We start from the raw sequence: 22,148 nt of genomic DNA on the forward strand, positions 1-22,148 counted from the left end.
GCGACAACTCCACGAAGGTAGCGCCGGAAAGGCCCGCCTGTCATGTCCGTATCGGCAGACGGTCATGACAGGCGGGCCGGTGCGGCGGTGCAGGGCCTCCAGCCGGCCCGCGGCGCCTCAAACGGTCCGCAGCGCGGCGGCGATGGCCTCGGCGACGGGCGTCGTGGGGCGGCCGATCAGCCGGGACAGGTCGCCGCTGCGCCCGGCGAGCCGGCCGCGCTCCACGGCGGCGTCCACATCGACCAGGATCTCCGCCATCGGCTCGGGCACCCCCGCGCCGGTGAGGACCGCGAGGTGCTGCTCGGCGGGCACGTTCCGGTACGCGATCTCCTTGCCGGTCTGCCGCGCCACCTCGGCCGCCCACTCCGCGAAGCTCCACGCCTCGTCGCCGCTCAGCTCGTACGTCCGGTTCTCGTGGCCCTCGCCGGTCAGCACGGCGACGGCCGCCGCGGCGTAGTCGGCGCGCGCGGCCGAGGCGATCCGGCCCTCGCCCGCGTTGGCCAGGACCGCGCCGTGCTCGACGACCGGGGCCAGCTGCGCGGTGTGGTTCTCGTGGTACCAGCCGTTGCGCAGGAACGTGTACGGCAGACCGGAGTCGAGGATCGCCCGCTCGGTCTCCTTGTGCTCGTCGGCGAGGCGGAAGTCGGCGGCGGGCCCGCCGAGGACACCGGTGTACGCGAGCAGCGCGACGCCCGCCGCCTTCGCCGCGTCGATCACGGCCCGGTGCTGCGCCACCCGCTGCCCGATCTCGCTGCCGGAGATCAGCAGCACCCGGTCGCCCGCGCCGAACGCACCGGCGAGGGTCTCGGGCGCCGAGTAGTCCGCGATCCGCAGCTCGATTCCGCGCGCCGCGAGGTCGGCGGCCTTGTCCTTGTCGCGTACGACGGCGGCGATCCGCTCGGCCGGGACCTGGGCGTCGAGCAGCTGCTCCACGACGAGGCGGCCGAGCTGTCCGGTGGCTCCGGTGACGACGATCATGAGGGGCTCCTTGGTGGGGGCGATGCCTTGTTCAGGGGGATGACCCCACCGTAAGCTGGGCACTAACCAAGGGGAAGTACCCACTTTGAAGTAAGGTACTGGCATGGAAGTTAGCTGGCAGCCGGGCATGAAGATGGACGTCAACGCCCCGATGTGCCCCTCGCGCGGAGTCCTCGAACACGTCACGAGCCGCTGGGGCGTGCTGATCCTGATCGCGCTGAAGGAGCGCTCGTACCGCTTCAGCGAACTGCGCCGGCACGTCGGCGGGGTGAGCGAGAAGATGCTGGCCCAGACCCTGCAGACGCTGGAGCGTGACGGTTTCGTGCTGCGCGACGCCCAGCCGGTGATCCCGCCGCGCGTCGACTACTCCCTGACGGAGCTCGGCGAGGAGGCGGCCGCGCAGGTCGCGGCGCTCGGCCGGTGGACCGAGCGGCGCACGGAGCAGGTCCTCAAGAACCGCGAGAAATACGACGAGGCCCGGACCTGAGGGGTTCAGTCCTCAGTCCGGGCCTCGCGGTCACGCGATCAGCGGTCGGGCGATCAGCGGTCAGGCGATCAGCCGACGACGGTCCAGGTGTCGTTGCCGGCGAGCAGGGCGGAGAGGTCTCCCTTGCCGTTCTGCTCTATGGCCGCGTCGAGCTGCTCGGACATCTGGGTGTCGTAGACGGGCCGTTGTGCGGAGCGGAACACGCCGATCGGCGTGTGGTGCAGGGTGTCCGGGTCGGCGAGGCGGGACAGGGCGAACGCGGTGGTCGGGGACGCGGAGTGCACGTCGTGGACCAGGATCTGCGCCCGGTTCTCCTCGGTGACGTCCACGACCCGCAGGTCCCCGGTGGCCGCGTCCCGTACGACGCCCTTGGCGCCGTCGGTCCCGAAGGTGATCGGCTGCCCGTGCTCGAGCCGGATCACCGCTTCCTCGGCCTGCTGCTTGTCCTTCAGCACCTCGAAGGCGCCGTCGTTGAAGATGTTGCAGTTCTGGTAGATCTCGACGAGGGCGGTGCCGTCGTGGGCGGCGGCCTGGCGAAGCACGTCGGTGAGGTGCTTGCGGTCGGAGTCCACGGTCCTGGCCACGAAGCTCGCCTCCGCGCCGAGGGCGAGGGAGACGGGGTTGAAGGGCGCGTCCAGGGAGCCCATCGGCGTGGACTTGGTGATCTTGCCGACCTCGGAGGTCGGGGAGTACTGGCCCTTGGTGAGGCCGTAGATCCGGTTGTTGAACAGCAGGATCTTCAGGTTCACGTTGCGGCGCAGCGCGTGGATGAGGTGGTTGCCGCCGATGGACAGGGCGTCGCCGTCACCGGTGACGACCCAGACCGACAGGTCCCGCCGGGAGGAGGCGAGGCCGGTCGCGATGGCGGGGGCGCGGCCGTGGATCGAGTGCATCCCGTAGGTGTTCATGTAGTACGGGAAGCGGCTGGAGCAGCCGATGCCGGAGACGAAGACGATGTTCTCGCGGGCGAGGCCGAGCTCGGGCATGAAGCCCTGCACGGCGGCCAGGATCGCGTAGTCACCGCACCCCGGGCACCAGCGCACTTCCTGATCGGACTTGAAGTCCTTCATGGACTGCTTGGCTTCGGCCTTGGGGACGAGTGACAGCAGCGTCCGAGCCGGCGACTGATCCTGCGTCTGCGTCTGCTCGGAGCTGTGCGTGGTCGTCGTGTCAGCCATCGAGCGCCTCCTTGAGAACCGCGGCGAGCTGCTCGGCCTTGAACGGCATGCCGTTGACCTGCGTGTAACTCCGGGCGTCCACCAGGTACTTGGCCCGGATCAACGTGGCGAGCTGGCCCAGGTTCATCTCCGGAACCACCACATTGGGGTAACGCTTCAACACCTCGCCCAGATTCCCCGGCAGCGGGTTGAGGTGCCGCAGATGCGCCTGCGCGACCTGCTGCCCCGCGTTCCGCAACCGGCGTACGGCGGCGGTGATCGGGCCGTACGTGGAGCCCCAGCCGAGGACGAGGAGCTCGGCCTCGCCGCTCGCGTCGTCGACCTCCAGGTCGGGGATCTCGATGCCGTCGACCTTGGCCTGGCGGGTGCGGACCATCAGGTCGTGGTTGGCCGGGTCGTAGGAGATGTTGCCCGTGCCGTCCTGCTTCTCGATGCCGCCGATCCGGTGCTCCAGGCCCGGCGTGCCGGGTACCGCCCACGGACGGGCGAGGGTCTGCGGATCCCGCTTGTACGGCCAGAACACCTCCGTCCCGTCGTCCAGGGCGTGGTTCGGTCCGTGCGCGAACTGCGTACGCAGGTCCGGGAGTTCGTCCACCTCCGGGATCCGCCACGGCTCCGAGCCGTTGGCCAGATACCCGTCCGAAAGGAGGAACACCGGCGTCCGGTACGTGAGCGCGATCCGCGCCGCTTCGAGGGCCGCGTCGAAACAGTCCGCGGGCGTCCTCGGCGCGACGATCGGCACCGGCGCCTCACCGTTGCGGCCGTACATGGCCTGCAGCAGGTCCGCCTGCTCCGTCTTCGTCGGCAGTCCGGTGGACGGGCCGCCGCGCTGGATGTCCACCACCAGCAGCGGCAACTCCAACGACACCGCCAAGCCGATCGTCTCGGACTTGAGCGCCACGCCCGGACCGGACGTCGTCGTCACCGCCAGAGACCCGCCGAACGCCGCACCGAGGGCCGCGCCGATTCCCGCGATCTCGTCCTCGGCCTGGAAAGTCCGCACACCGAAGTTCTTGTGCTTCGACAGCTCATGCAGAATGTCCGAGGCCGGCGTGATCGGGTACGAGCCCAGGTACAGCGGCAGATCCGCCTGCCGGGAAGCCGCCACCAGGCCGTACGACAACGCGAGATTTCCCGAGATGTTCCGGTACGTGCCCGTCGGGAATGCCGTCGACGCCGGCGCGACCTCGTAGGAGACCGCGAAATCCTCGGTCGTCTCGCCGAAATTCCAGCCCGCGCGGAACGCCGCGATGTTCGCCGCCGCGATGTCCGGCTTCTTCGCGAACTTCGACCGCAGGAATTCCTCGGTGCCCTCGGTGGGCCGGTGGTACATCCAGCTGAGCAGCCCGAGCGCGAACATGTTCTTGCTGCGGCCCGCGTCCTTGCGGGACAGCTCGAACTCCTTGAGCGCCTCCACCGTCAGCGTCGTCAACGGCACCGGATGCACATGAAAGCCGTCGAGGGACCCGTCCTCCAGTGGGGACGCCTCGTATCCGACTTTCTGCATCGCCCGCTTCGTGAACTCGTCCGTGTTCACGATGATCTCCGCGCCGCGCGGCACATCCGCGATGTTCGCCTTCAGCGCGGCCGGGTTCATCGCCACCAGAACATTCGGGGCGTCACCCGGCGTGAGAATGTCATGATCTGCGAAATGCAGCTGGAAACTCGAAACACCCGGAAGCGTTCCGGCGGGAGCGCGGATCTCCGCCGGGAAATTCGGCAGCGTGGACAAGTCGTTACCGAAAGACGCCGTCTCCGACGTGAACCGGTCACCCGTCAGCTGCATACCGTCACCCGAGTCACCCGCGAAACGGATGATCACCCGATCCAGACGGCGCACTTCCTTGTCGCCGGACGGCTTCCGCTGTCCACCCACGACGGCCGAGTCGGCCTGCTCGGCATGGCTACTGACCTGGCTGGTCACTGAACTGGACCTCCCTCGAGGCTGCGGCACGGGAGGCGCCGGCCGACCGGTCCTCCCAGGGCCACCCTACGTCTGTGAGGGTGCCCTTCCCGGGGTCGCTCGCATCATGGACGTGCCTTTGAGACATCCCGACGCGGTGCACTCGTACACCCGACATTCACACCTGACAGAGTGTCAGGTAACTAGGAATTGAGATAGGTGAGCACCGCCAGTACACGGCGGTGATCCCCGTCACTCTGGGCCAGGCCCAGTTTCATGAAGATGTTGCCGACGTGCTTCTCGACCGCCCCGTCGCTCACCACGAGCTGCCGTGCGACCGCCGCGTTCGTGCGCCCCTCGGCCATCAGGCCGAGCACCTCGCGCTCGCGTGGCGTCAGGCCCGCGAGGACGTCCTGTTTACGGCTGCGCCCGAGTAGCTGGGCCACCACCTCCGGGTCGAGCGCCGTCCCGCCCCCGGCGACCCGCACCACCGCGTCGACGAACTCCCGCACCTCGGCCACCCGGTCCTTGAGCAGGTACCCCACGCCGTGCGTCGAACCGGCGAGCAGCTCCGTCGCGTACCGCTCCTCCACGTACTGCGAAAGGACGAGCACGCCGAGCCCCGGGTGGCTGCGCCGCAGCGCGACCGCCGCGCGCACCCCTTCGTCGGTGTGCGTCGGCGGCATCCGCACGTCCGCGACCACCACGTCCGGCAGCTCGCCCCGGCCCGCCAGGTCCTCGACGGTCTTGATCAGCGCGTCCGCGTCGCCGACTCCCGCCACGACCTCGTGCCCCCGGTCGGTGAGCAGGCGGGTCAGGCCCTCTCTGAGCAGCACCGAGTCCTCGGCGATGACCACCCGCACCCTGTCCTCCACGATTCGCACGCCCCCGCATCCGATCCGGTCCGACTGCGGAACCAGCATCCCAGCATTCGGGCGGCGCCGGGCCCGAGAGCCGGGAATCAGGGGGGAGCGAGGGGGGGGGCAGGGGAGGGAGTGCGGGGGCTCTCCGGGGGCTTTTCGGGGGCTTTTCGGGGGCGCTCCGGGGGATCTCCGGGGGCTCTTCGGGGGCGCGTGAACTCTCAGCCCCGCCACGGCAGTTCGGCCGTGACCGTCGTCGGGCCGCCCGCCGGGGAGTCCACGTCCAGGACCCCGTCGACCGCGCCGAGCCGCCGCGCGAGCCCCGCGAGACCCGTGCCCGCAGCGGGGTCGGCACCGCCCCGGCCGTCGTCCCCGACCTGCACGAGCAGCCGGCCCTCGACCTGCCGCACGTCCACCGTGGCGGTGCGGGCGTGGCTGTGTTCGCTGACGTTCCGGAGGAGTTCGGAGACGGTGAAGTAGGCGATGCCTTCGACGGCGGGTGCGGGTCGCCGGGGGAGGTCGACATTGACGGTGACGGGGGTGGTGCAGCGGGCGGCGAGGGCGGAGAGTGCGGCGTCGAGTCCGCGGTCGGTGAGGACGGCGGGGTGGATGCCGCGGGCCAGGTCGCGCAGCTCCTGCAGGGCGAGCTTCACCTCGCCGTGCGCCTCGTCGACCAGCCGGGCCGCCGCCTCGGGGTCCTCGCTGAGCTTCTCCTTCGCGAGCCCCAGGTCGGCGGCCAGGCCGGAGAGCCGGGCCTGCGCCCCGTCGTGCAGCTCGCGCTCGATCCGGCGCAGGTCGGCGGCTGCCGTGTCCGACACCGCCCCGCGGTCCGACTCCAGCTCGACCACCCGGGCGTCCAGGCGGGACGCGCCGAGCAGCCCGGCCACCAGGACGCGGTCGACCGTCGTCAGGGCCCGGATCAGCCACGGCACGGCCAGCGTGACAAGCAGCCCGACCGCCGCCGTCACGCCGATCTCGAACGGCGAGTCCAGGTAGAAGGCGTGCCGCCCGTCCGCGCTGCCGTAGACCTGCAGCCCGTCCACGCCCGCGTACATCGGGAAGACCCACCGCCACAGCGGGTACGTGAGCAGCGCCCAGCCGACCGACCAGAACGTCACCGCCACCGTGCACGCGAACACCGCCCACGGGAAGTGCAGCACCGCGTACAGCAGGCTCCGCCAGGACGTGCCGCTCTTCAGGACCGCCCCGATCCACGCCGCCGCACCGCTCTTCGCCGCCCGCGCCGGCCGCGGCTCCGCCACGTCGAGGCCGAGCAGCGCGCGCGCCCGCGCCCGCTCCAGTACGCCGAAACCGCGGCACCCCGCGAGCGCCGCGGCGAGCACCGGCACCCCGAGGAAGGTGACGAGCAGGCCCGCGCCGAGGGCCGTCAGCGTCACCGCGTACGCGAACATCACGATGCTCAACGGCAGGCCGACCAGGAGATACCCGAGCTCGCGCCAGGTCCGTGCGGCGACCGGCGCCCCCAGCGCGGGCGGCAGCAGAGGGCGCCGCGCGGGACGGGAGTCCTGGTGCCCGGGGCGGGTGCGCTGTCCGTACTGCATGGCCATGGCGGTCATCCGTTCTGCTCGACGCCTGCGGGATCGGCGGTCCGTCGTCCATCGGTGGACCGGTACGTCGTCCAGGCTCCGCTGTCGCCGGGCCCGTCACCATGAGGTGCGTCGCCGTCTTCGACCGGGGGTTTTCCCCACCCCCACACGGCAGTTCGGCCCGTCAGAGGCCCGTCCGAGGTCTGTCGGCGGTCCCCCAGCGGCCCGTCAGCCGTCCGTCAGCCGTCCGTCCGGTCGCGCCACGGCAGTTCGGCCGAGATCGTCGTCGGGCCGCCCGCCGGGGAGACCAGGACGAACAGGCCGTCCACCGCGGCGAGGCGGTCGGCGAGGCCCGCCATGCCCGTACCGCCGTCGAGCGAGGCGCCGCCGCGGCCGTCGTCCTCGACGCGCAGCAGCAGCCGCCGCTCCGCGCGCCGCACCTCGACCCTGGCCGAGCGCGCACCGCTGTGTTTGCTGACGTTCTGGAGGAGCTCGGAGACCGTGAAGTACGCGATGCCCTCGATGGCGGGCGCGGGCCGTTCGCGGAGGTCGACGTCGACGGTGACCGGGACGGTGCAGCGGGCGGCGAGGGCGGAGAGTGCGGCGTCGAGTCCGCGGTCGGTGAGGACGGCGGGGTGGATGCCGCGGGCCAGGTCGCGCAGCTCCTGCAGGGCGAGCTTCACCTCGCCGTGCGCCTCGTCGACCATCGCCGCCACGGTCGCGTCGGCCTGGCCCTCGCGCAGCTTCTCCTTGGCGAGGCCGAGCCCCATCGCCAGGTTGACCAGGCGGGCCTGCGCCCCGTCGTGCAGATCCCGCTCGATCCGGCGCAGGTCGGCCGCGGCCGTGTCCACCACCGCCCCGCGGTCCGACTCCAGCTCCGCGATCCGCCGCTCCAACTCGTCGGACGGACACAGGAGTCCACGCGCCATCGCCCGGTCCGCGTTGCTCAGTCCGCGTACGACGAACGGCAGCACCGGCCACAGCACGAGCAGCGAGACCAGCGTGAGCGTGAACGTCAGCACGCCCCACGGCAGCCGCACGAACCCGTACAGCAGACTCCGCCAGCCGACCGGGTCCTTGAGGCGTGCCCAGGTCCGGGCCAGGTACCCGTCGTCCTTCCGGAACGGCAGCCGGCTCGGCTCGTCCACGTACGTGCCGAGCAGCCCGCGCGCCCTGGCCCGCTCCAGGCTGCCGAGCCGACGGGCGCCGGCCAGGCCGAGTGCGAGCAGCGGCAGCCCGATCACGGTGACCGCGAGGGCGCTGCCGACGGCAACGACGACCACCGCGTACCCGAAGCCGCACAGCGCGAGCGGCAGGTTGAGCAGGAGGTACGCGACCTCCCGCCAGGTCGCGCCCGCGCACGCGAGCCGCGCGGGCGGCAGCGGCCGCTGTCTGCTGGTCATGAGCGCTGTCCGGTGGTCATGGCGGACAGCCTGCCGGGCGCGCGGACCGGGCGCCATGAGGTGCGCCGGACGGACCGGCGGGGGTAAACCCCACCCCGTCGGTGAAGGGGCTGCTTACCCTTTCTTTAACAGGGCCTAGACTCCCGTGCGTACAGATCGTCGAACAGGGCCGCCGAGCCCTTGACCGGCCGGAACCCGACGCTCGACGAGACCGCCGGAACAACGAGATCAGGGAGCGAGGGGCCGACGTGCCGGAACCGACCGTTCTCGCCGCGGACTACTTCCAGGGCTACTCCGTCGTAGGACTGCTCGCAGTCGTCGGCGTGCTCTTCGTCGCCGTCGCCTTCGGCGCGGGCCGACTCCTGCGGCCCGTCGTGCCGACCCCGGAGAAACTCCTCACCTACGAGTGCGGCGTCGACCCCGTCGGCGAGGGCTGGGCCCACACCCAGGTCCGCTACTACGTCTACGCGTTCCTGTACGTGATCTTCGCCGTCGACTCGATCTTCCTCTTCCCCTGGGCCACGATCTTCGCCGATCCGCAGTACGGCGCGACGACGCTGGTGGAGATGTTCATCTTCCTCGGCTTCCTCGCCGTGGGCCTGCTGTACGCATACAAGAAGGGCGTCCTCGCATGGACGTGACCATCGAGCCCACCCCGGGCAAGGGCTCCTCCAGGCTCGGCCCGCTGGCCCGGCTCGCCCCCGAACCCATGAAGGTCGTCCTCAACTGGGGCCGCCGCTACAGCCTGTGGGTCTTCAACTTCGGACTCGCCTGCTGCGCCATCGAGTTCATCGCCGCCTCCATGGCCCGCCACGACTTCATCCGCCTCGGCGTCATCCCGTTCGCACCGGGCCCGCGCCAGGCCGACCTGATGGTGGTCTCCGGGACCGTGACCGACAAGATGGCGCCCGCCGTGAAGCGCCTCTACGAGCAGATGCCCGAGCCCAAGTACGTGATCTCCTTCGGCGCCTGCTCCAACTGCGGCGGCCCGTACTGGGACTCGTACTCCGTGACCAAGGGCGTCGACCAGATCATCCCCGTCGACGTGTACGTGCCCGGCTGCCCGCCCCGTCCCGAGGCGCTCCTCCAGGGCATCCTCAAGCTGCAGGAGAAGATCGCCCGGGAGTCCCTCGGCGAGCGCTACTCCGCCGCGGGGCGGCCTTCGACGGCGGCGCTGCAGAGCGGGCTCGTCGCGCCTCCGACGCCGGGGGCGGGCGCGGGCTCATCGGGCTCCGGCTCTTCGCGCTCCGGCTCGGGCTCGGGCTCCGGGGAGTCGGGCTCGGTCTCCGGGGAGGGGGAGCGATGACCACCGGCTGGCTTCCCGAGGACGTCACCGAACTCTTCGGCCCGGAGGCGACCGCCGAGGAGTCGTACGACCTGCTCACCGTCGACGTACCCGCCGAGACCTGGACGTCGGCCCTGCTCACGGCCCGCGCCCGGCTCGGCTGCACGTATTTCGACTGGCTCAGCGCCGTCGACGAACCGGGCACCGGCTTCCGCGTCTCCGCCCACGTCGTCGCCCTGCACCCGGTGCGCCGTCTCCTCGTCCGTACGACCGTCCCGCACGAGGCGCCCGTACTGGCCTCGGCCGTCGACGTGTACGCGGGCGCGGCCTGGCACGAGCGCGAGACCCACGAGATGTTCGGCGTCGACTTCACCGGCCACCCCGGACTCGACCCGCTGCTCCTGCCCGACGGCTTCGAGGGCCACCCGCTGCGCAAGGACTTCGTCCTCGCTGCGCGGGTCGCGAAGGCCTGGCCGGGGGCCAAGGAGCCGGGGGAGCCTGCGGCGGGGGCAGCGCACGGTGCCCCCAAGCGGCGCCAGATGCTCCCGCCCGGCGTGCCGGACCCGAACGAATGGGGCCCGCTGAAGGGCCAGTTGCCGCCCGCGCCCGCGCGTCCTGCGCGGGGGGCTCGGGCTGCGGGGGCTGGTGCTGGTGCCAGGGCTGGCTCGGGTGCCGGTGCTGGTGCCGGTGCTGGTGCCGGTGAGCGTCCGGCCCGTCGTACGCGCTCGGCGAGCGCGGGCTCGGCCAGCCAGGCTGCCGCGGCTGCGGAGAGCGCGGCCACCCAGGCCGGGGCCGCCCAGGCCGGGGCCACCCAGGCCGGGGCCGCCCCGGCTGCTCCGGCCGAGGGTGCCTCGGCCCGGCCGCGTCGGATGCGGAGCGCTTCGCAGGGCTCGGCGAGCCAGGGTGCGGCGAGCGAGGGTGCGCCTTCGCCGCGCGAGACCCCCACGGCACCGCCGTCCGAGCAGGCCACCACCGTCGCTCCGGAACCGTCCGAGAAGCCCGCGCCGCCCAAGAGTTCGGACGCCCCGTGGCACAACCCCCGGCCGATGTTCGACGAGAAGCCGGGGGAGGAGGCCGCCACCCCCGAAACCCCCGCCAAGCCCAAGCCCGAGCCTGAGCCCAGGCCCGAGCCCGAGCCCGACCCCGACCCCGAGGCCAAGGCCAAGGCCAAGGCCGAGCCTGAGCCCAAGACCGGGCCGGACGCCGAGGCCAAGCCCGAGGCTGGGCCGGACCCCGAGGCCAAGCCTGAGCCCGAGTCCGAGGCCAAGCCCAGGCCCGAGCCCTCCGCCGAGCCCGAGGCCGAGCCCGCCCCTGAGTCCAAGACCGGGCACGAGGCCAAGCCCAGGCCCGAGCCCTCCGCCGAGCCCAAGGTCAAGCCCGAGCCCGACCCCCAGGCCAAGCCTCCCGGGACCGCAGCCCCGGACGACGGCACCCAGGACGCTGCAACCCCAGATGCCGGCACCCCGGAAGCCGCAGCCCCGGACGACGGCACTCCGGACGCAGCCGTCCGCGACAGCGACACCCCCGACAAGAACACCCCCGCCGGAGGCGACCCCGCATGAACGACGCCCTCGACGTCGCCCTGCGACTCCTCGTCGTCTTCGGCGTCTTCCTGGTCCTTCCCCTCGTCATCGGCCAGACCGAGCACAAGGTGATGGCCCACATGCAGGGCCGCCTCGGCCCCATGTACGCGGGCGGGTTTCACGGCTGGGCCCAACTCGTCGCCGACGGCGTCAAGTTCGCCCAGAAGGAAGACGTCGTGCCCGCGGGCGCGGACCGCCGGATCTTCCAACTCGCCCCCGCCGTCGCCCTCCTCCCGTACCTCCTGGTCCTGGTCGCCATCCCGATCGGCCCCGGCGAGGGAGCCGTCGGCGAGGTCGTGGACGCGGGACTGTTCTTCGTCCTCGCCGTCATGGGCGTCGGCGTACTCGGCTCGCTCATGGCCGGCTGGGCCTCCGCCAACAAGTTCTCCCTCCTCGGCGGCCTCCGCACCGCCGCCCAACTCCTCGCCTACGAACTCCCGATGCTGCTCGCCGCCGCCTCCGTGGCGATGGCCGCGGGGACGGTCTCCCTGCCGGGCATCGTCGAGGCCTTCGAGTGGTGGTGGCTGCCCTGGCAGATCGTCGGCGCGCTCGTCTTCTTCACGGCCGGCCTCGCCGAACTCCAACGCCCGCCGTTCGACATGCCGGTGGCCGACTCGGAGATCATCTTCGGCGCGTACACCGAGTACACCGGCCTCCGCTTCGCCCTGTTCCTCCTCGCCGAGTACGCCGGGATCGTCGTCCTGTGCGGCCTCACCACCGTCCTTTTCCTGGGCGGCTGGCAGGGGCCGTGGGGCGCCGACGGCCTCGGCTGGGTGTGGACCCTCCTCAAGACGGCCGTCCTCGCCTTCGTGGTCATCTGGCTCCGCGTCTCGTACCCCCGACTCCGCGAGGACCAGCTCCAGAAGCTCGCCTGGACCACGCTCGTCCCGCTCGCCCTCGCGCAGATCGCGCTCACCGGAATCGTGAAGGTGGCGATCCAGTAATGCCTCCGATCCCCGGGTCCGGCCTGGCCAAGGGCCTCGCCGTCACCCTCCGCACGATGACGCGGAAGACCGTCACCGCCCAGTACCCCGACGTCCAGCCCGAACTCCCGCCCCGTACGCGCGGTGTCATCGGCCTGTTCGAGGAGAACTGCACGGTCTGCATGCTCTGCGCCCGCGAGTGCCCCGACTGGTGCATCTACATCGACTCCCACAAGGAGACGGTTCCCGCCGCCGCCCCGGGCGGCCGCGAGCGCAGCCGCAACGTCCTCGACCGCTTCGCCATCGACTTCTCCCTCTGCATGTACTGCGGTATCTGCATCGAGGTCTGTCCTTTCGACGCGCTCTTCTGGTCACCGGAGTTCGAGTACGCGGAGACCGACATCCACGAACTCACCCACGAGCGCGACAAGCTCCGCGAGTGGATGTGGACCGTCCCCGCCCCGCCCGCGCTCGACGCGGCCGCGGAAGAGCCCAAGGAGATCGCCGCGGCCCGCAAGGCAGCCGAGAAGCTCGCCGCCCAACAAGCCACCGAAGCCGCGACCGAAGCCGAAGCCACCGAAGCCGAAGCCTCGAAGGCCGAGCCCGGGGAGGGCGAACAGTGACCCTCGCCGCAGCCGCCCCGTACGGCTTCCTCTCGCCCACCGGCGTCGAGGTCTCCTTCCTCCTTGTCGGCCTCGTCACCTTCGCGGCGGCGCTCGTCACCGTCACCACCAAGCAGCTGGTGCACGCCGCCCTCTGGCTGGTCGTCGCCCTCGGCGGCCTCGCCGTCGAATACCTCCTGCTCACCGCCGAGTTCATCGCCTGGGTGCAGGTACTGATCTACGTCGGTTCCGTCGTCGTACTCCTCCTCTTCGGTCTGATGCTCACCAAGGCGCCCATCGGCCGCTCCCCGGACGCCGATTCGGGCAACCGCTGGGCCGCGCTCACCGTGGCCGTCGCCGCCGCGGCGACCCTGGTGTGGGTGGTCGTGGACGCGTTCCGCACCCAGTGGATCGACCTGGACGCACCGCAGGGCACCACCGCGGTGACCGGCGCGATGCTCTTCCAGCACTGGGTCCTGCCCTTCGAAGCCCTCTCCGTCCTCCTCCTCGCCGCCCTCGTCGGCGCGATCGTCCTCTCCCGCAAGGCCGACGCGAAGGCCGACGCGAAGGCCGACGCCGGCACCGGTGGCGCCGAGAGCCCCGCAGACGCCGCGGGCCCCGCAGACAAGGAGAGGCAGCGCTGATGCACCTCGCCTATCCCGCAGTGCTCGCGGTCCTGCTCTTCTGCACCGGCCTGTACGGAGTGCTCGCCCGCCGCAACGCGATCCTGGTCCTGATGTCCGTCGAGCTGATGCTCAACGCCGTCAACCTCAACCTCGTCGCCTTCGACGTCTGGCTCCGCGACGCCCTGCACGCCGGCCAGGCCCTCACCCTCTTCACCATCGCCATCGCCGCCGCCGAGATCGGCATCGGCCTGTCGATCGTGCTGATGGTGTACCGCAACCGCGGCACGTCCGACGTGGACCGCCTCCGCGACACCGCCGAGGCCACCGGACCCACGGGCCCCGCTGGACCCGAGGACACAGCACCGGACGGCGCCGCCGACGCGACCGACCCCGACGCGACCGCCGCCGCGCAGAAGGCAGAGGCCACCGCGTGACCACCCCGACCCTCGCCGTTCTCGTCCCCCTCCTGCCGTTCCTCGGTGCCGTCGCCGGACTGCTCCTCGGCCGCACGGCCCCCGGCTTCGTCCGCCCCCTCGCTGTCCTGCCCACCGTGACGTCGGCGGTTATCGCCGTACTGATTGCCGTACGCCAGGGCGGCGGCACCGGCGGCGGCATCCGCCCCGTCGACACGGCCACCGAGCTCACGCCCACCGGCTCCGTGCCCATCGAACTCGCCCTGCACATCGACGGGTTCGCCGTCCTCGTCGCCGTCCTGGTCGGCCTGGTCGCCTCCTGCGTGCAGCTCTACTCGACGGGCTACCTGCGCGACGACCCGCGCTACCCCTCGTACGCCGCCCTCGTCTCGCTGTTCACCTCCGCGATGTTCCTGGTCGTCTACTCCGGCGACCTGATGGTGCTGCTCGTCGGCTGGGAAGTCATGGGCATCTGCTCGTACTTCCTCGTCGGCCACTACTGGGAGACGCCCGAGGCGCGCGCCGCCTCCCTCAAGGCCTTCCTGGTCACCAAGCTCGGCGACGTCCCCTTCCTGATCGGTCTGTTCGCGCTCGCCGCCGACACCGGGTCCTTCCGCATCACGAAGGTCCTCGACGCCGTCGCCTCCGGCGGACTCGACCACCCCACGGTGATCGCCCTGCTCCTCCTCGCGGGCGTGGCGGGCAAGTCGGCGCAGTTCCCGCTGCACACCTGGCTGCCCGACGCGATGGCCGGCCCCACCCCGGTCTCCGCGCTGATCCACGCCGCGACGATGGTCGCCGCCGGCGTCTACTTCGTGGCCCGTCTCCTCCCCGTCTTCGCCGCCTCCGCGGCCGCGCTCGTCGTCCTCGCCGTGATGGCCGCCGTCACGATGGTCGGCTCCGCCCTCGCCGCGCTCGCGCAGGACGACATCAAGCGCGTCCTCGCGTACTCCACCGTCGGCCAACTCGGCTACATGACCGGCGCCCTGGCCGTCGGCGACCGCGGCGCGGCCGTCTTCCACCTCCTCTCGCACGGCGCCTTCAAGGCGCTGCTGTTCCTCGCCGCCGGCGTGATCATCCACGCCGCGGGCACCAACTCGCTCGCCGTTATGTCCCGTATGACGGGCCTGCGCGACCGGATCCCCGACGCCTTCTGGACGATGACCGTGGCGCTCCTCGCGCTCGCCGCGATCCCGCCCTTCAGCGGCTTCTTCTCCAAGGAGGCCGTCCTCGGCGCCGCCGAGCACGCGGCCACCGGCCACGCCGAGTCCGTCCCCGGCTCGGCGGGCTGGATCGTCCTCGTCTCCGGCCTCCTCACCGCCGTCCTCACCGCCGCCTACGCGACGCGCCTGTGGCTGCTCGCCTTCCGCCCGCCCGTCACCGCACCCCGCCCCGCCGGGGCGCCGACCGCGGCCGGCACGGTCGAGGCGCCCGACCACGGCAGGCAGCCGGTCGTCATGAACGTCGTCCTGTGGGTCCTTGCAGTTCCCTCCCTCGCCTTCGGCATCACCGTCGGAGTGCTCCCCGACTGGTTCGACGGCCGCTCGCTCACCCCGACCCTCACCACCTCCGTCCTCGCCACCGGCCTCACCCTGGTCGGCGGACTCGTCACCTACGGCGCCTGGCGGCACACCACCGCGCTGGCCGCCCGGGTCCCCATGGGCGCGGTCGCCGCCCACCCCGACGCCGAGCCCGCCCTCTCCGAGGCCGAGGCGATCGCCACGCACACCCCCGCGTACGGATCGATCGCCTCCGCACCGGACCCGGCCGACCCGGGCCGCCTGCTGCTCGGCCCGCTGCACCGCCACGCGGCCGCCGGCTTCCGGATGGACGCGGTCTACTCCGCCCTGTTCGTCCGTCCCACCCAGTTCCTGGCCGGAGTCGTCCGCTTCCTCGACCGCGAAGTCGTGGACACGTACGTGCGCGGCGCGGGCACCCTGCCCCGCTGGCTCGGCGCGGCCGTGCGCCGCGCCCAGACCGGCAACGTGCAGACCTATCTGAGCGCGCTGCTCGCCGGATCCCTCGTCCTGGCCGTCGCCGCCGTACTCGTCGCAGCGGGAGCCTGAGCCGTGATCGATATCAACGACACCGTCATGCAGTACCTCCTCGTGGCCGTGGTGGTGCTTCCGCTCCTCGGCGCGGGCGCCGCCCTGCTGCCCGCCCCGCCCGGACTGCGGGGCAAGTCACCGGAGCAGGCGGTCCTGCGGCACGGCGTGACCGTCACCGGAGTCGTGCTCCTCGCCGCGCTCGCGCTCGCCGCCGGCTTCGATCACGACGAGCCCGCGCGTATGCAGGCCACGACCGACATCAGCTGGATCCCCGCGCTCGACGTGCGGATCCACCTCGGCGTCGACGGCATCTCGCTCCCCCTTCTCGTCCTGACCGCGCTGCTGACCTTCCTCTGCGCGCTCTACAGCTACTTCAAGATGCCAACGGGCCCGTCTCCCAAGGCATTCGTCGCGCTGTTGCTCGTCCTCGAGTCCGGCACCCTCGCGACCTTCGCCGTCCTCGATCTGCTGCTGTTCTTCCTCGCGTTTGAGATGGTCCTCATTCCGATGTACTTCCTGATCGCCCGGTGGGGAGGCGATCAACGGCGGGCGGCCGCCTGGAAGTTCATCCTCTTCACGCTCCTCGGCTCGGTCGTGATGCTGCTCGGACTGCTCCTCGTCGGGCTGGACTCGGGCACATTCGACATGGTGGCACTCGCCACTGACAACGGCCGTGGGCTGGCCACGTCCGTGCAGGTCATCGCCGCTTTGGCGATCGGGATCGGACTGGCCGTCAAGACCCCGATGTGGCCGCTGCACAGCTGGCTCCCGGACGCCCACACCGCCGCCCCGACCGTCGGCTCGGTCCTCCTCGCCGGCGTCCTGCTCAAGATGGGTACGTACGGGTTCGTCCGGATCCTCCTCCCCATCACCCCTGACGGAATGCGGGAGTTCGCCCCGTACCTCGCCGCCTTCGCGGTCGTCGGGATCATCTACGGGTCCCTCGCCTGCCTCGCGCTCGCCAAGCGCGGCGCGAAGGGCGACCTCAAGCGGCTCATCGCGTACTCCTCCGTCGGCCACATGGGCTTCGTCCTGCTCGGCATCGCCTCGATGACCCCGACCGGCGTGAACGGCGCGCTGTTCGCCAACATCGCCCACGGTCTCATCACCGGCCTGCTGTTCTTCCTCGTCGGCGCGCTCAAGGACCGCACCGGCAGCACCGACCTCGACACCCTCGCCGAGCAGACCGGCGCCGCCCTCTACGGCAAGGCGCCCCGGCTCGGCGGACTGCTCGCCTTCGGCGCCGTCGCCTCGCTCGGGCTGCCCGGACTCGCCGGATTCTGGGGTGAGATGCTCGCCCTGTTCGGCGCGTTCGAGCCCGCCGAAGGACTGAGCCGCCCGGCCTTCCTCACGTTCATGTCCATCGGCGCCTTCGGCACCCTCCTGACCGCCGCGTACCTGCTGATCGTCGTACGCCGTGTCTGCATGGGCGCCGCCCCCGACCCGGCCGCCCCGAAGCTCGCCGACGTCCAGGGCTACGAATTCGCCGCCTGGACCCCGCTCGTCGCCCTCACCGTCCTCGCCGGACTCTGGCCCGCGCTGCTGCTCGGCCTCACCGACCCGGCCGTGCAGCAGCTCCTCGCAGGAGGCAAGGCATGACCGCAGCCGCCGCAAGCCTCGTCCAGAACGTCGACTGGGTCGCGATCGCACCGCCCACCATCGCGGCCGTCGTCGCCCTGGTCGTCCTCGTCGCCGACCTGTTCGTACGCGACGGCAACAAGGCGCTCCTGGGGTGGATCTCCATCGCCGGTCTGGTGGCCGCGGGCCTCGCCCTGCTGCCGCTCCTGGACGGCGACCGCGCCACGTTCTGCCTGGTCGGCGACGCGGGCGTGTGCAGCTACACCGCGGACCGCTTCACCGTCGTCATCCAATTCCTGGTCGTCGCCGGTGCGTTGCTGACCGCACTGCTCTCCGTGAGCCCGCTGAAGGAGAACAAGGCACTCCCCGAAGGGGAGTTCTGGTTTCTGCTGCTCTCCTCCGCGGCCGGCGCCGCCCTGCTCCCGGCGTCGCGCGACCTCGCCACCCTGATCGTGGCCCTGGAGGTCGCCTCCCTGCCGGCCTTCGCGCTCGTCGGCATCAAGCGCGGCGACCGCCGCTCCTCCGAGGCGGCCCTGAAGTTCTTCCTGTCCTCGGTCGCCGCCACCGCGGTGAGCCTCATGGGCGTCAGCTTCGTGTACGCGGCGACGGGCACCCTGCACCTCACAGAGGTGGCCGACAAGCTCGGCCAGGTCGACGGACAGCTGCACGTCCTCGCGCAGACCGGCGTCGCCCTCACGCTCGTCGGCTTCGCCTTCAAGACCGCCGCGGTGCCCTTCCACTTCTGGGTGCCCGACACGTACATCGGCGCCCCGCTCCCGGTCGCCGCGTATCTGTCCGTGGTCGGCAAGGCGGTCGGCTTCACCGGCCTCATCCAGGTCACCGTCGTGGCCTTCCCCTCGTACGCGGACGTGTGGGGTCCGGTGCTCGCGGTACTGGCCGCCCTCACCATGACGGTCGGCAACGTCGCCGCCCTGCGGCAGGTCGGCACGCGCGCGTACAGCGCGATTCGCCTCCTCGCCTGGTCCTCCGTCGGGCAGGCCGGCTACCTCCTGGTGCCGATGGCCTCGGCCGCGTACGCCGAGAGCCCCGCCGAGACGGAGAAGGCGATCGGCGCGACCGTCTCGTACGCCCTCATGTACGCCGCCGTGAACCTCGGCGCGTTCGCCGTCGCCGCGCTCGTCGCCCGCACCAAGCCGCTGAACCGTCTCAGCGACTACCGCGGCCTGTACGCGAACCGCCCCCTTGCGGCGCTCGTCCTCGGCTTCTTCCTGCTCTGCCTGGCCGGCCTCCCGCCGGGCATCATCGGTCTGTTCGCGAAGGTCACGGTCTTCTCCGCGGCCGTCGACGCGGGCCTCGGCTGGCTCGCCGTGGTCATGGCCGTCAACGTCGTGATCGCCCTCTACTACTACCTGCAGTGGACCGCGGTCCTCTTCCGCGCACCTGAAGGAGAGGCGCCCGAAAAGGCGCAGCCCGAGCGGAAGCACGCGGTGCCCGTCCCGCTGGCGGCGGCGCTCGTGCTCACCACGGTCATCGGCATCGCCCTGTCCGGAGCCCCGCAACTCGTCCTGCGCTTCTCGGCGACCGCTCTCTTTTAAGAGTCGGTTTTCGGGCCGGAGAGCCCGTTTTCGCGACAACCGGTGCGGCGGCCCCCTGAAGGGACCGCCGCACCGCCGCATCCGCATCGCCGCACCCGCACCCGTACGGCCGAACCCGGCTGCGCGTGCACCAGGGAACCAGCACCCTTCGCCTGGCGTTGACCAGGTAGGGAGGGTCCACTGGACGTGGAAGCCAGTAAGACAAGGGTTCCCCCGCCGCACCACCAGGAGGGCGTACCGTGCACCGCCGTTACAACGGTCTGAAGACTGCCGTGCTCCTCGGGGGACTGTCCGCTCTCATCCTCGTCATCGGCAGCTTCTTCGGGCGTACGGGCCTGATCGTCGCCCTCTTCGTGGCGCTCGGCACCAATGCGTACGCGTACTGGAACAGCGACAAGCTCGCCCTGAGAGCGATGCGCGCCCGACCGGTGAGCGAGTTCGAGGCCCCCGAGCTGTACCGGATGGTCCGCGAACTCTCCACGCAGGCACGCCAACCCATGCCCCGCCTCTACATCTCGCCCACCGAGGCCCCCAACGCCTTCGCGACCGGCCGCAACCCGCGCAACGCGGCGGTGTGCTGCACGGAAGGCATCCTGCGCATCCTGGACGAGCGCGAACTGCGCGGCGTGATCGGCCACGAACTGAGCCACGTCTACAACCGAGACATCCTGATCTCCTCGGTGGCCGGCGCCCTCGCATCGGTGATCATGTTCCTGGTCAACTTCGCCTGGCTGATCCCGAGCGGCAACAACAACCGTGAAGGGCCGGGCATCTTCGGCATGTTGCTGATCATGCTCCTGGGGCCGATCGCCGCCTCGGTCATCCGGCTCGCCATCAGCCGCTCCAGGGAGTACGAGGCGGACGCGTCGGGAGCCCAACTCACCGGTGACCCACTGGCTTTGGCCAGTGCCCTGCGCAAACTGGAGCGCGGAACCAAGCAGTTGCCGCTCCCGCCCGAACCGAAGATCGAAGCGGCCAGCCACATGATGATCGCGAATCCCTTCCGCCCCGGTCAGGGCATGGCCAAAATGTTCTCCACACACCCGCCCATGGCGGAGCGCATCGCCCGACTCGAGCAGATGGCAGGCCGAAACCAGTGAAAACCATCCTCAACATCATCTGGCTCGTGCTGAGCGGCTTCTGGCTGTTCCTCGGCTACCTCGCCGCAGGCGTGATCCTCTGCATCACGATCATCGGCATCCCCTTCGGGATCGCCTCGTTCCGCATCGGCCTCTACGCCCTGTGGCCCTTCGGGTACATGGCCGTCGAGCGCCGCGACGCGGGCGCGCCGTCCTGCGTCGGCAACGTGCTGTGGCTGGTCCTCGCCGGCTGGTGGCTCGCGCTGGCGCACATCGCCACGGGCATCGCCCAGTGCCTGACGATCATCGGCATCCCGCTGGGCATCGCCAACTTCAAGCTGATCCCGGTCTCCCTGATGCCCCTGGGCCGCGAGATCGTCCCCACCGACCAGCCTTTCGCAGGCCGCTGACCCCGGTGGACCGCCCGCGGTACGCCCTGGTGGCGTACGACGCGTGGGAGCAGGAGTACGGCGCCACCTGGGCCCTCTGCGGCGACGTGGAGGGCCTCTTCGCCGATCCGCCGCCACCGGTGCGCGAGCGCTACGAACTCCTCGGGTGCGCCCCGGAAGGGGAGTTGAGCGCGGCGGTCGCCCTGGCGTGCTCCGAAGGATCGGCGCCGATCGGTCCGCTGACCCTGGAACTCCTCGACAAGGCCGGTCGTTCAGTGGGGGAGTGGTGTCTGCAGGACGTGCGTATCCTCGGCGCGCGCCGCTGTGCCCGTGACCTGACCCTGCTCGACGTCAGCTTGGAAGGGACCCCCGTCCCCGACGAGCCCGACTACCCACAACGCCCGCCGCTGTCCCCGGGTTTCTGCCTCTTCGGCACCGAACCCCGGGACACGACAAGGGAGTTGCCCTGGGGCACGGCCAGAGACCTCGCCTGCGTGCACGAAGATCCGCCCACGCAGCAGGACACGGCCGTACGACTCCTCGGCTGCACCCCGCAGAACGCCCTGCGCCGCGCCCTCGACAGGGGCGAGGAGGACCTCGGCACGGCCGTGCTGAGACGCCTCGACCGCTTCGGCGCCCCCGTCCAGGACGCCGTCGAGGGCGAGGTCACCGCCTGGATCCCGTCCGCCCGCGGGCCGGGCGGCGGCCAGGTCGACCTCACCCTGCAACCCCTGGCGGAACGCCCGCCGTCGGCCGCCCACGACGTGTGGGAGCTGTGGGCCGACGGTCGCCCCGGCATGCCCGACCTCTGGGCGCGCTGCGACGGGCCGGGCCGCAGCTTCTGGCTCACCACGGCCCTGATCAACCGCGCCCACACCGCAGGGGACGCCGCACCCGGCACCACGTTCCACCTCGACGGCCGGCACATCACCGACGAGCCCGCGTTCTTCTGCGCCCTCGGCGAGGCGGTCAACGGGCCGGGCGGGTACTTCGGTTGGGGTCTCGACGCCCTCGCCGACTGCCTGTGCGGCCACTTCGGCGCCCGCCGCCCCTTCACCCTCGTATGGCACGACGCGCACATCGCCCGCCGCTGCCTGGGCGTACAGCCCCGTACGGACGTCCGCCCGCGCACCTTCGAGGAACTGCTCGCCTTCCTCACGGAGAGGGACGTCGAAGTAGTCCTGGCCTGACGCCCGCAGAACGGGCCCTGACCGGGGCCTCGCCGCTGTGTCGTGCGCCGCACCGAGCCGCTCCCCGCAACCGCCCCGGACCCGCCCGACGTCTTCACCGACGACACCACGTCACCCGAGGAACCACCGACGCACCACCGACGTACGTAAGGAAAGGCAGGTCACGGCCGTATGGGCATCATCAGCTGGATCGTTCTGGGGCTCATAGCCGGAGCCATCGCCAAGGTCCTGCTGCCCGGTCGCGACCCGGGCGGCCTGATCGGCACCACCCTCATCGGCATCGCGGGCGCCTTCATCGGAGGCTGGGGCTCCGCCGAATTCCTGAACCGCCCCATCGCGAAGGACTTCTACGACACGACGACCTGGGTCGCGGCCATCGGCGGCTCCCTCGTGCTGCTCATCGCGTACCGCCTCCTCTTCGGGCACTCCCGCTCACGCTGAGCCGTACGCGGTCATCGAACTCGGAAGGGGGGGGCCCCCCCCCCCCCCAACCCGACACCCACCAGCGCAAAACACCCCC

General features: G+C 71.4%; 21 protein-coding genes. 15 read left to right on the forward strand and 6 right to left on the reverse strand.

Going from position 1 to position 22,148, the window contains the following annotated elements; genetic code table 11:
• Positions 1-117: 117 nt before the first annotated feature.
• Complete coding sequence (locus QIS96_RS27890; protein ID WP_282545529.1) at positions 118-978, reverse strand: SDR family oxidoreductase; 861 nt, start codon at positions 976-978, stop codon at positions 118-120.
• 103 nt (positions 979-1,081) lie between these two features.
• Between QIS96_RS27890 and QIS96_RS27895 the strand changes: the two genes are divergently transcribed.
• On the forward strand, positions 1,082-1,465 hold the full coding sequence (locus QIS96_RS27895; protein WP_282545530.1) for a winged helix-turn-helix transcriptional regulator: 384 nt from the start codon (positions 1,082-1,084) through the stop codon (positions 1,463-1,465).
• A gap of 68 nt (positions 1,466-1,533) precedes the next feature.
• Here QIS96_RS27895 and QIS96_RS27900 read toward each other — a convergent pair whose 3' ends face one another.
• The 5 genes from QIS96_RS27900 to QIS96_RS27920 form a co-directional block, all read right to left on the reverse strand.
• Positions 1,534-2,535 (reverse strand): 2-oxoacid:ferredoxin oxidoreductase subunit beta, encoded by a 1,002-nt coding sequence (locus QIS96_RS27900; RefSeq protein ID WP_282545553.1) that lies wholly within the window; start codon positions 2,533-2,535, stop codon positions 1,534-1,536.
• Between the two features lie 100 nt (positions 2,536-2,635).
• The gene (locus tag QIS96_RS27905; RefSeq protein ID WP_282545531.1) at positions 2,636-4,567 is read right to left on the reverse strand and encodes a 2-oxoacid:acceptor oxidoreductase subunit alpha; all 1,932 of its coding nucleotides are present in this window, start codon (positions 4,565-4,567) and stop codon (positions 2,636-2,638) included.
• A gap of 182 nt (positions 4,568-4,749) precedes the next feature.
• Complete coding sequence (locus QIS96_RS27910; RefSeq protein WP_282545554.1) at positions 4,750-5,409, reverse strand: response regulator transcription factor; 660 nt, start codon at positions 5,407-5,409, stop codon at positions 4,750-4,752.
• A gap of 218 nt (positions 5,410-5,627) precedes the next feature.
• Positions 5,628-6,974, reverse strand: coding sequence for a sensor histidine kinase (locus QIS96_RS27915; protein WP_282545555.1), 1,347 nt, complete (start codon positions 6,972-6,974; stop codon positions 5,628-5,630).
• Positions 6,975-7,192: 218 nt separating this feature from the next.
• Positions 7,193-8,356, reverse strand: coding sequence for a sensor histidine kinase (locus QIS96_RS27920; RefSeq protein ID WP_282545532.1), 1,164 nt, complete (start codon positions 8,354-8,356; stop codon positions 7,193-7,195).
• 248 nt (positions 8,357-8,604) lie between these two features.
• Here QIS96_RS27920 and QIS96_RS27925 point away from each other — a divergent pair, with 248 nt between their 5' ends.
• From QIS96_RS27925 to QIS96_RS27990, 14 genes are all read left to right on the forward strand, one after another.
• On the forward strand, positions 8,605-8,997 hold the full coding sequence (locus QIS96_RS27925) for an NADH-quinone oxidoreductase subunit A (RefSeq protein ID WP_282545533.1): 393 nt from the start codon (positions 8,605-8,607) through the stop codon (positions 8,995-8,997).
• Positions 8,988-9,662, forward strand: a complete 675-nt coding sequence (locus QIS96_RS27930; protein WP_282545534.1) for an NADH-quinone oxidoreductase subunit B — start codon at positions 8,988-8,990, stop codon at positions 9,660-9,662. The genes QIS96_RS27925 and QIS96_RS27930 overlap by 10 nt, the downstream gene beginning before the upstream one ends.
• The gene (locus QIS96_RS27935) at positions 9,659-11,203 is read left to right on the forward strand and encodes an NADH-quinone oxidoreductase subunit C (RefSeq protein WP_282545535.1); all 1,545 of its coding nucleotides are present in this window, start codon (positions 9,659-9,661) and stop codon (positions 11,201-11,203) included. Before QIS96_RS27930 ends, QIS96_RS27935 begins: the two co-directional genes overlap by 4 nt.
• On the forward strand, positions 11,200-12,168 hold the full coding sequence (locus QIS96_RS27940) for a complex I subunit 1/NuoH family protein (RefSeq protein WP_282545536.1): 969 nt from the start codon (positions 11,200-11,202) through the stop codon (positions 12,166-12,168). Before QIS96_RS27935 ends, QIS96_RS27940 begins: the two co-directional genes overlap by 4 nt.
• A complete protein-coding gene (locus QIS96_RS27945; protein ID WP_282545537.1) occupies positions 12,168-12,770 on the forward strand; it encodes a NuoI/complex I 23 kDa subunit family protein in 603 nt (200 codons plus the stop codon). Before QIS96_RS27940 ends, QIS96_RS27945 begins: the two co-directional genes overlap by 1 nt.
• On the forward strand, positions 12,767-13,393 hold the full coding sequence (locus tag QIS96_RS27950) for an NADH-quinone oxidoreductase subunit J family protein (RefSeq protein WP_282545538.1): 627 nt from the start codon (positions 12,767-12,769) through the stop codon (positions 13,391-13,393). Before QIS96_RS27945 ends, QIS96_RS27950 begins: the two co-directional genes overlap by 4 nt.
• Positions 13,393-13,809 (forward strand): NADH-quinone oxidoreductase subunit NuoK, encoded by a 417-nt coding sequence (gene nuoK, locus QIS96_RS27955; RefSeq protein WP_282545539.1) that lies wholly within the window; start codon positions 13,393-13,395, stop codon positions 13,807-13,809. The genes QIS96_RS27950 and nuoK overlap by 1 nt, the downstream gene beginning before the upstream one ends.
• Complete coding sequence (locus QIS96_RS27960) at positions 13,806-15,854, forward strand: NADH-quinone oxidoreductase subunit 5 family protein (RefSeq protein WP_282545540.1); 2,049 nt, start codon at positions 13,806-13,808, stop codon at positions 15,852-15,854. The genes nuoK and QIS96_RS27960 overlap by 4 nt, the downstream gene beginning before the upstream one ends.
• 3 nt (positions 15,855-15,857) lie before the next feature.
• Positions 15,858-17,435, forward strand: coding sequence for an NADH-quinone oxidoreductase subunit M (locus QIS96_RS27965; RefSeq protein WP_282545541.1), 1,578 nt, complete (start codon positions 15,858-15,860; stop codon positions 17,433-17,435).
• Complete coding sequence (locus QIS96_RS27970; protein ID WP_282545542.1) at positions 17,432-18,970, forward strand: NADH-quinone oxidoreductase subunit N; 1,539 nt, start codon at positions 17,432-17,434, stop codon at positions 18,968-18,970. Before QIS96_RS27965 ends, QIS96_RS27970 begins: the two co-directional genes overlap by 4 nt.
• 239 nt (positions 18,971-19,209) lie before the next feature.
• Positions 19,210-20,070 (forward strand): zinc metalloprotease HtpX, encoded by an 861-nt coding sequence (gene htpX / locus QIS96_RS27975; protein ID WP_282545543.1) that lies wholly within the window; start codon positions 19,210-19,212, stop codon positions 20,068-20,070.
• The gene (locus QIS96_RS27980) at positions 20,067-20,459 is read left to right on the forward strand and encodes a YccF domain-containing protein (protein ID WP_282545544.1); all 393 of its coding nucleotides are present in this window, start codon (positions 20,067-20,069) and stop codon (positions 20,457-20,459) included. The genes htpX and QIS96_RS27980 overlap by 4 nt, the downstream gene beginning before the upstream one ends.
• Positions 20,460-20,464: 5 nt before the next feature.
• Entirely contained in the window at positions 20,465-21,628 is a 1,164-nt protein-coding gene (locus QIS96_RS27985) for a barstar family protein (RefSeq protein ID WP_282545545.1), read from the forward strand.
• A 171-nt stretch (positions 21,629-21,799) separates the two neighbouring features.
• Positions 21,800-22,069 carry a GlsB/YeaQ/YmgE family stress response membrane protein gene (locus tag QIS96_RS27990; RefSeq protein ID WP_282545546.1) on the forward strand — a complete coding sequence of 90 codons (270 nt, stop codon included), beginning with the start codon at positions 21,800-21,802 and terminating at the stop codon, positions 22,067-22,069.
• Positions 22,070-22,148: the final 79 nt, after the last annotated feature.

It is taken from the genome of Streptomyces cavernicola, assembly GCF_029968035.1.
GTDB lineage: Bacteria > Actinomycetota > Actinomycetes > Streptomycetales > Streptomycetaceae > Streptomyces > Streptomyces cavernicola.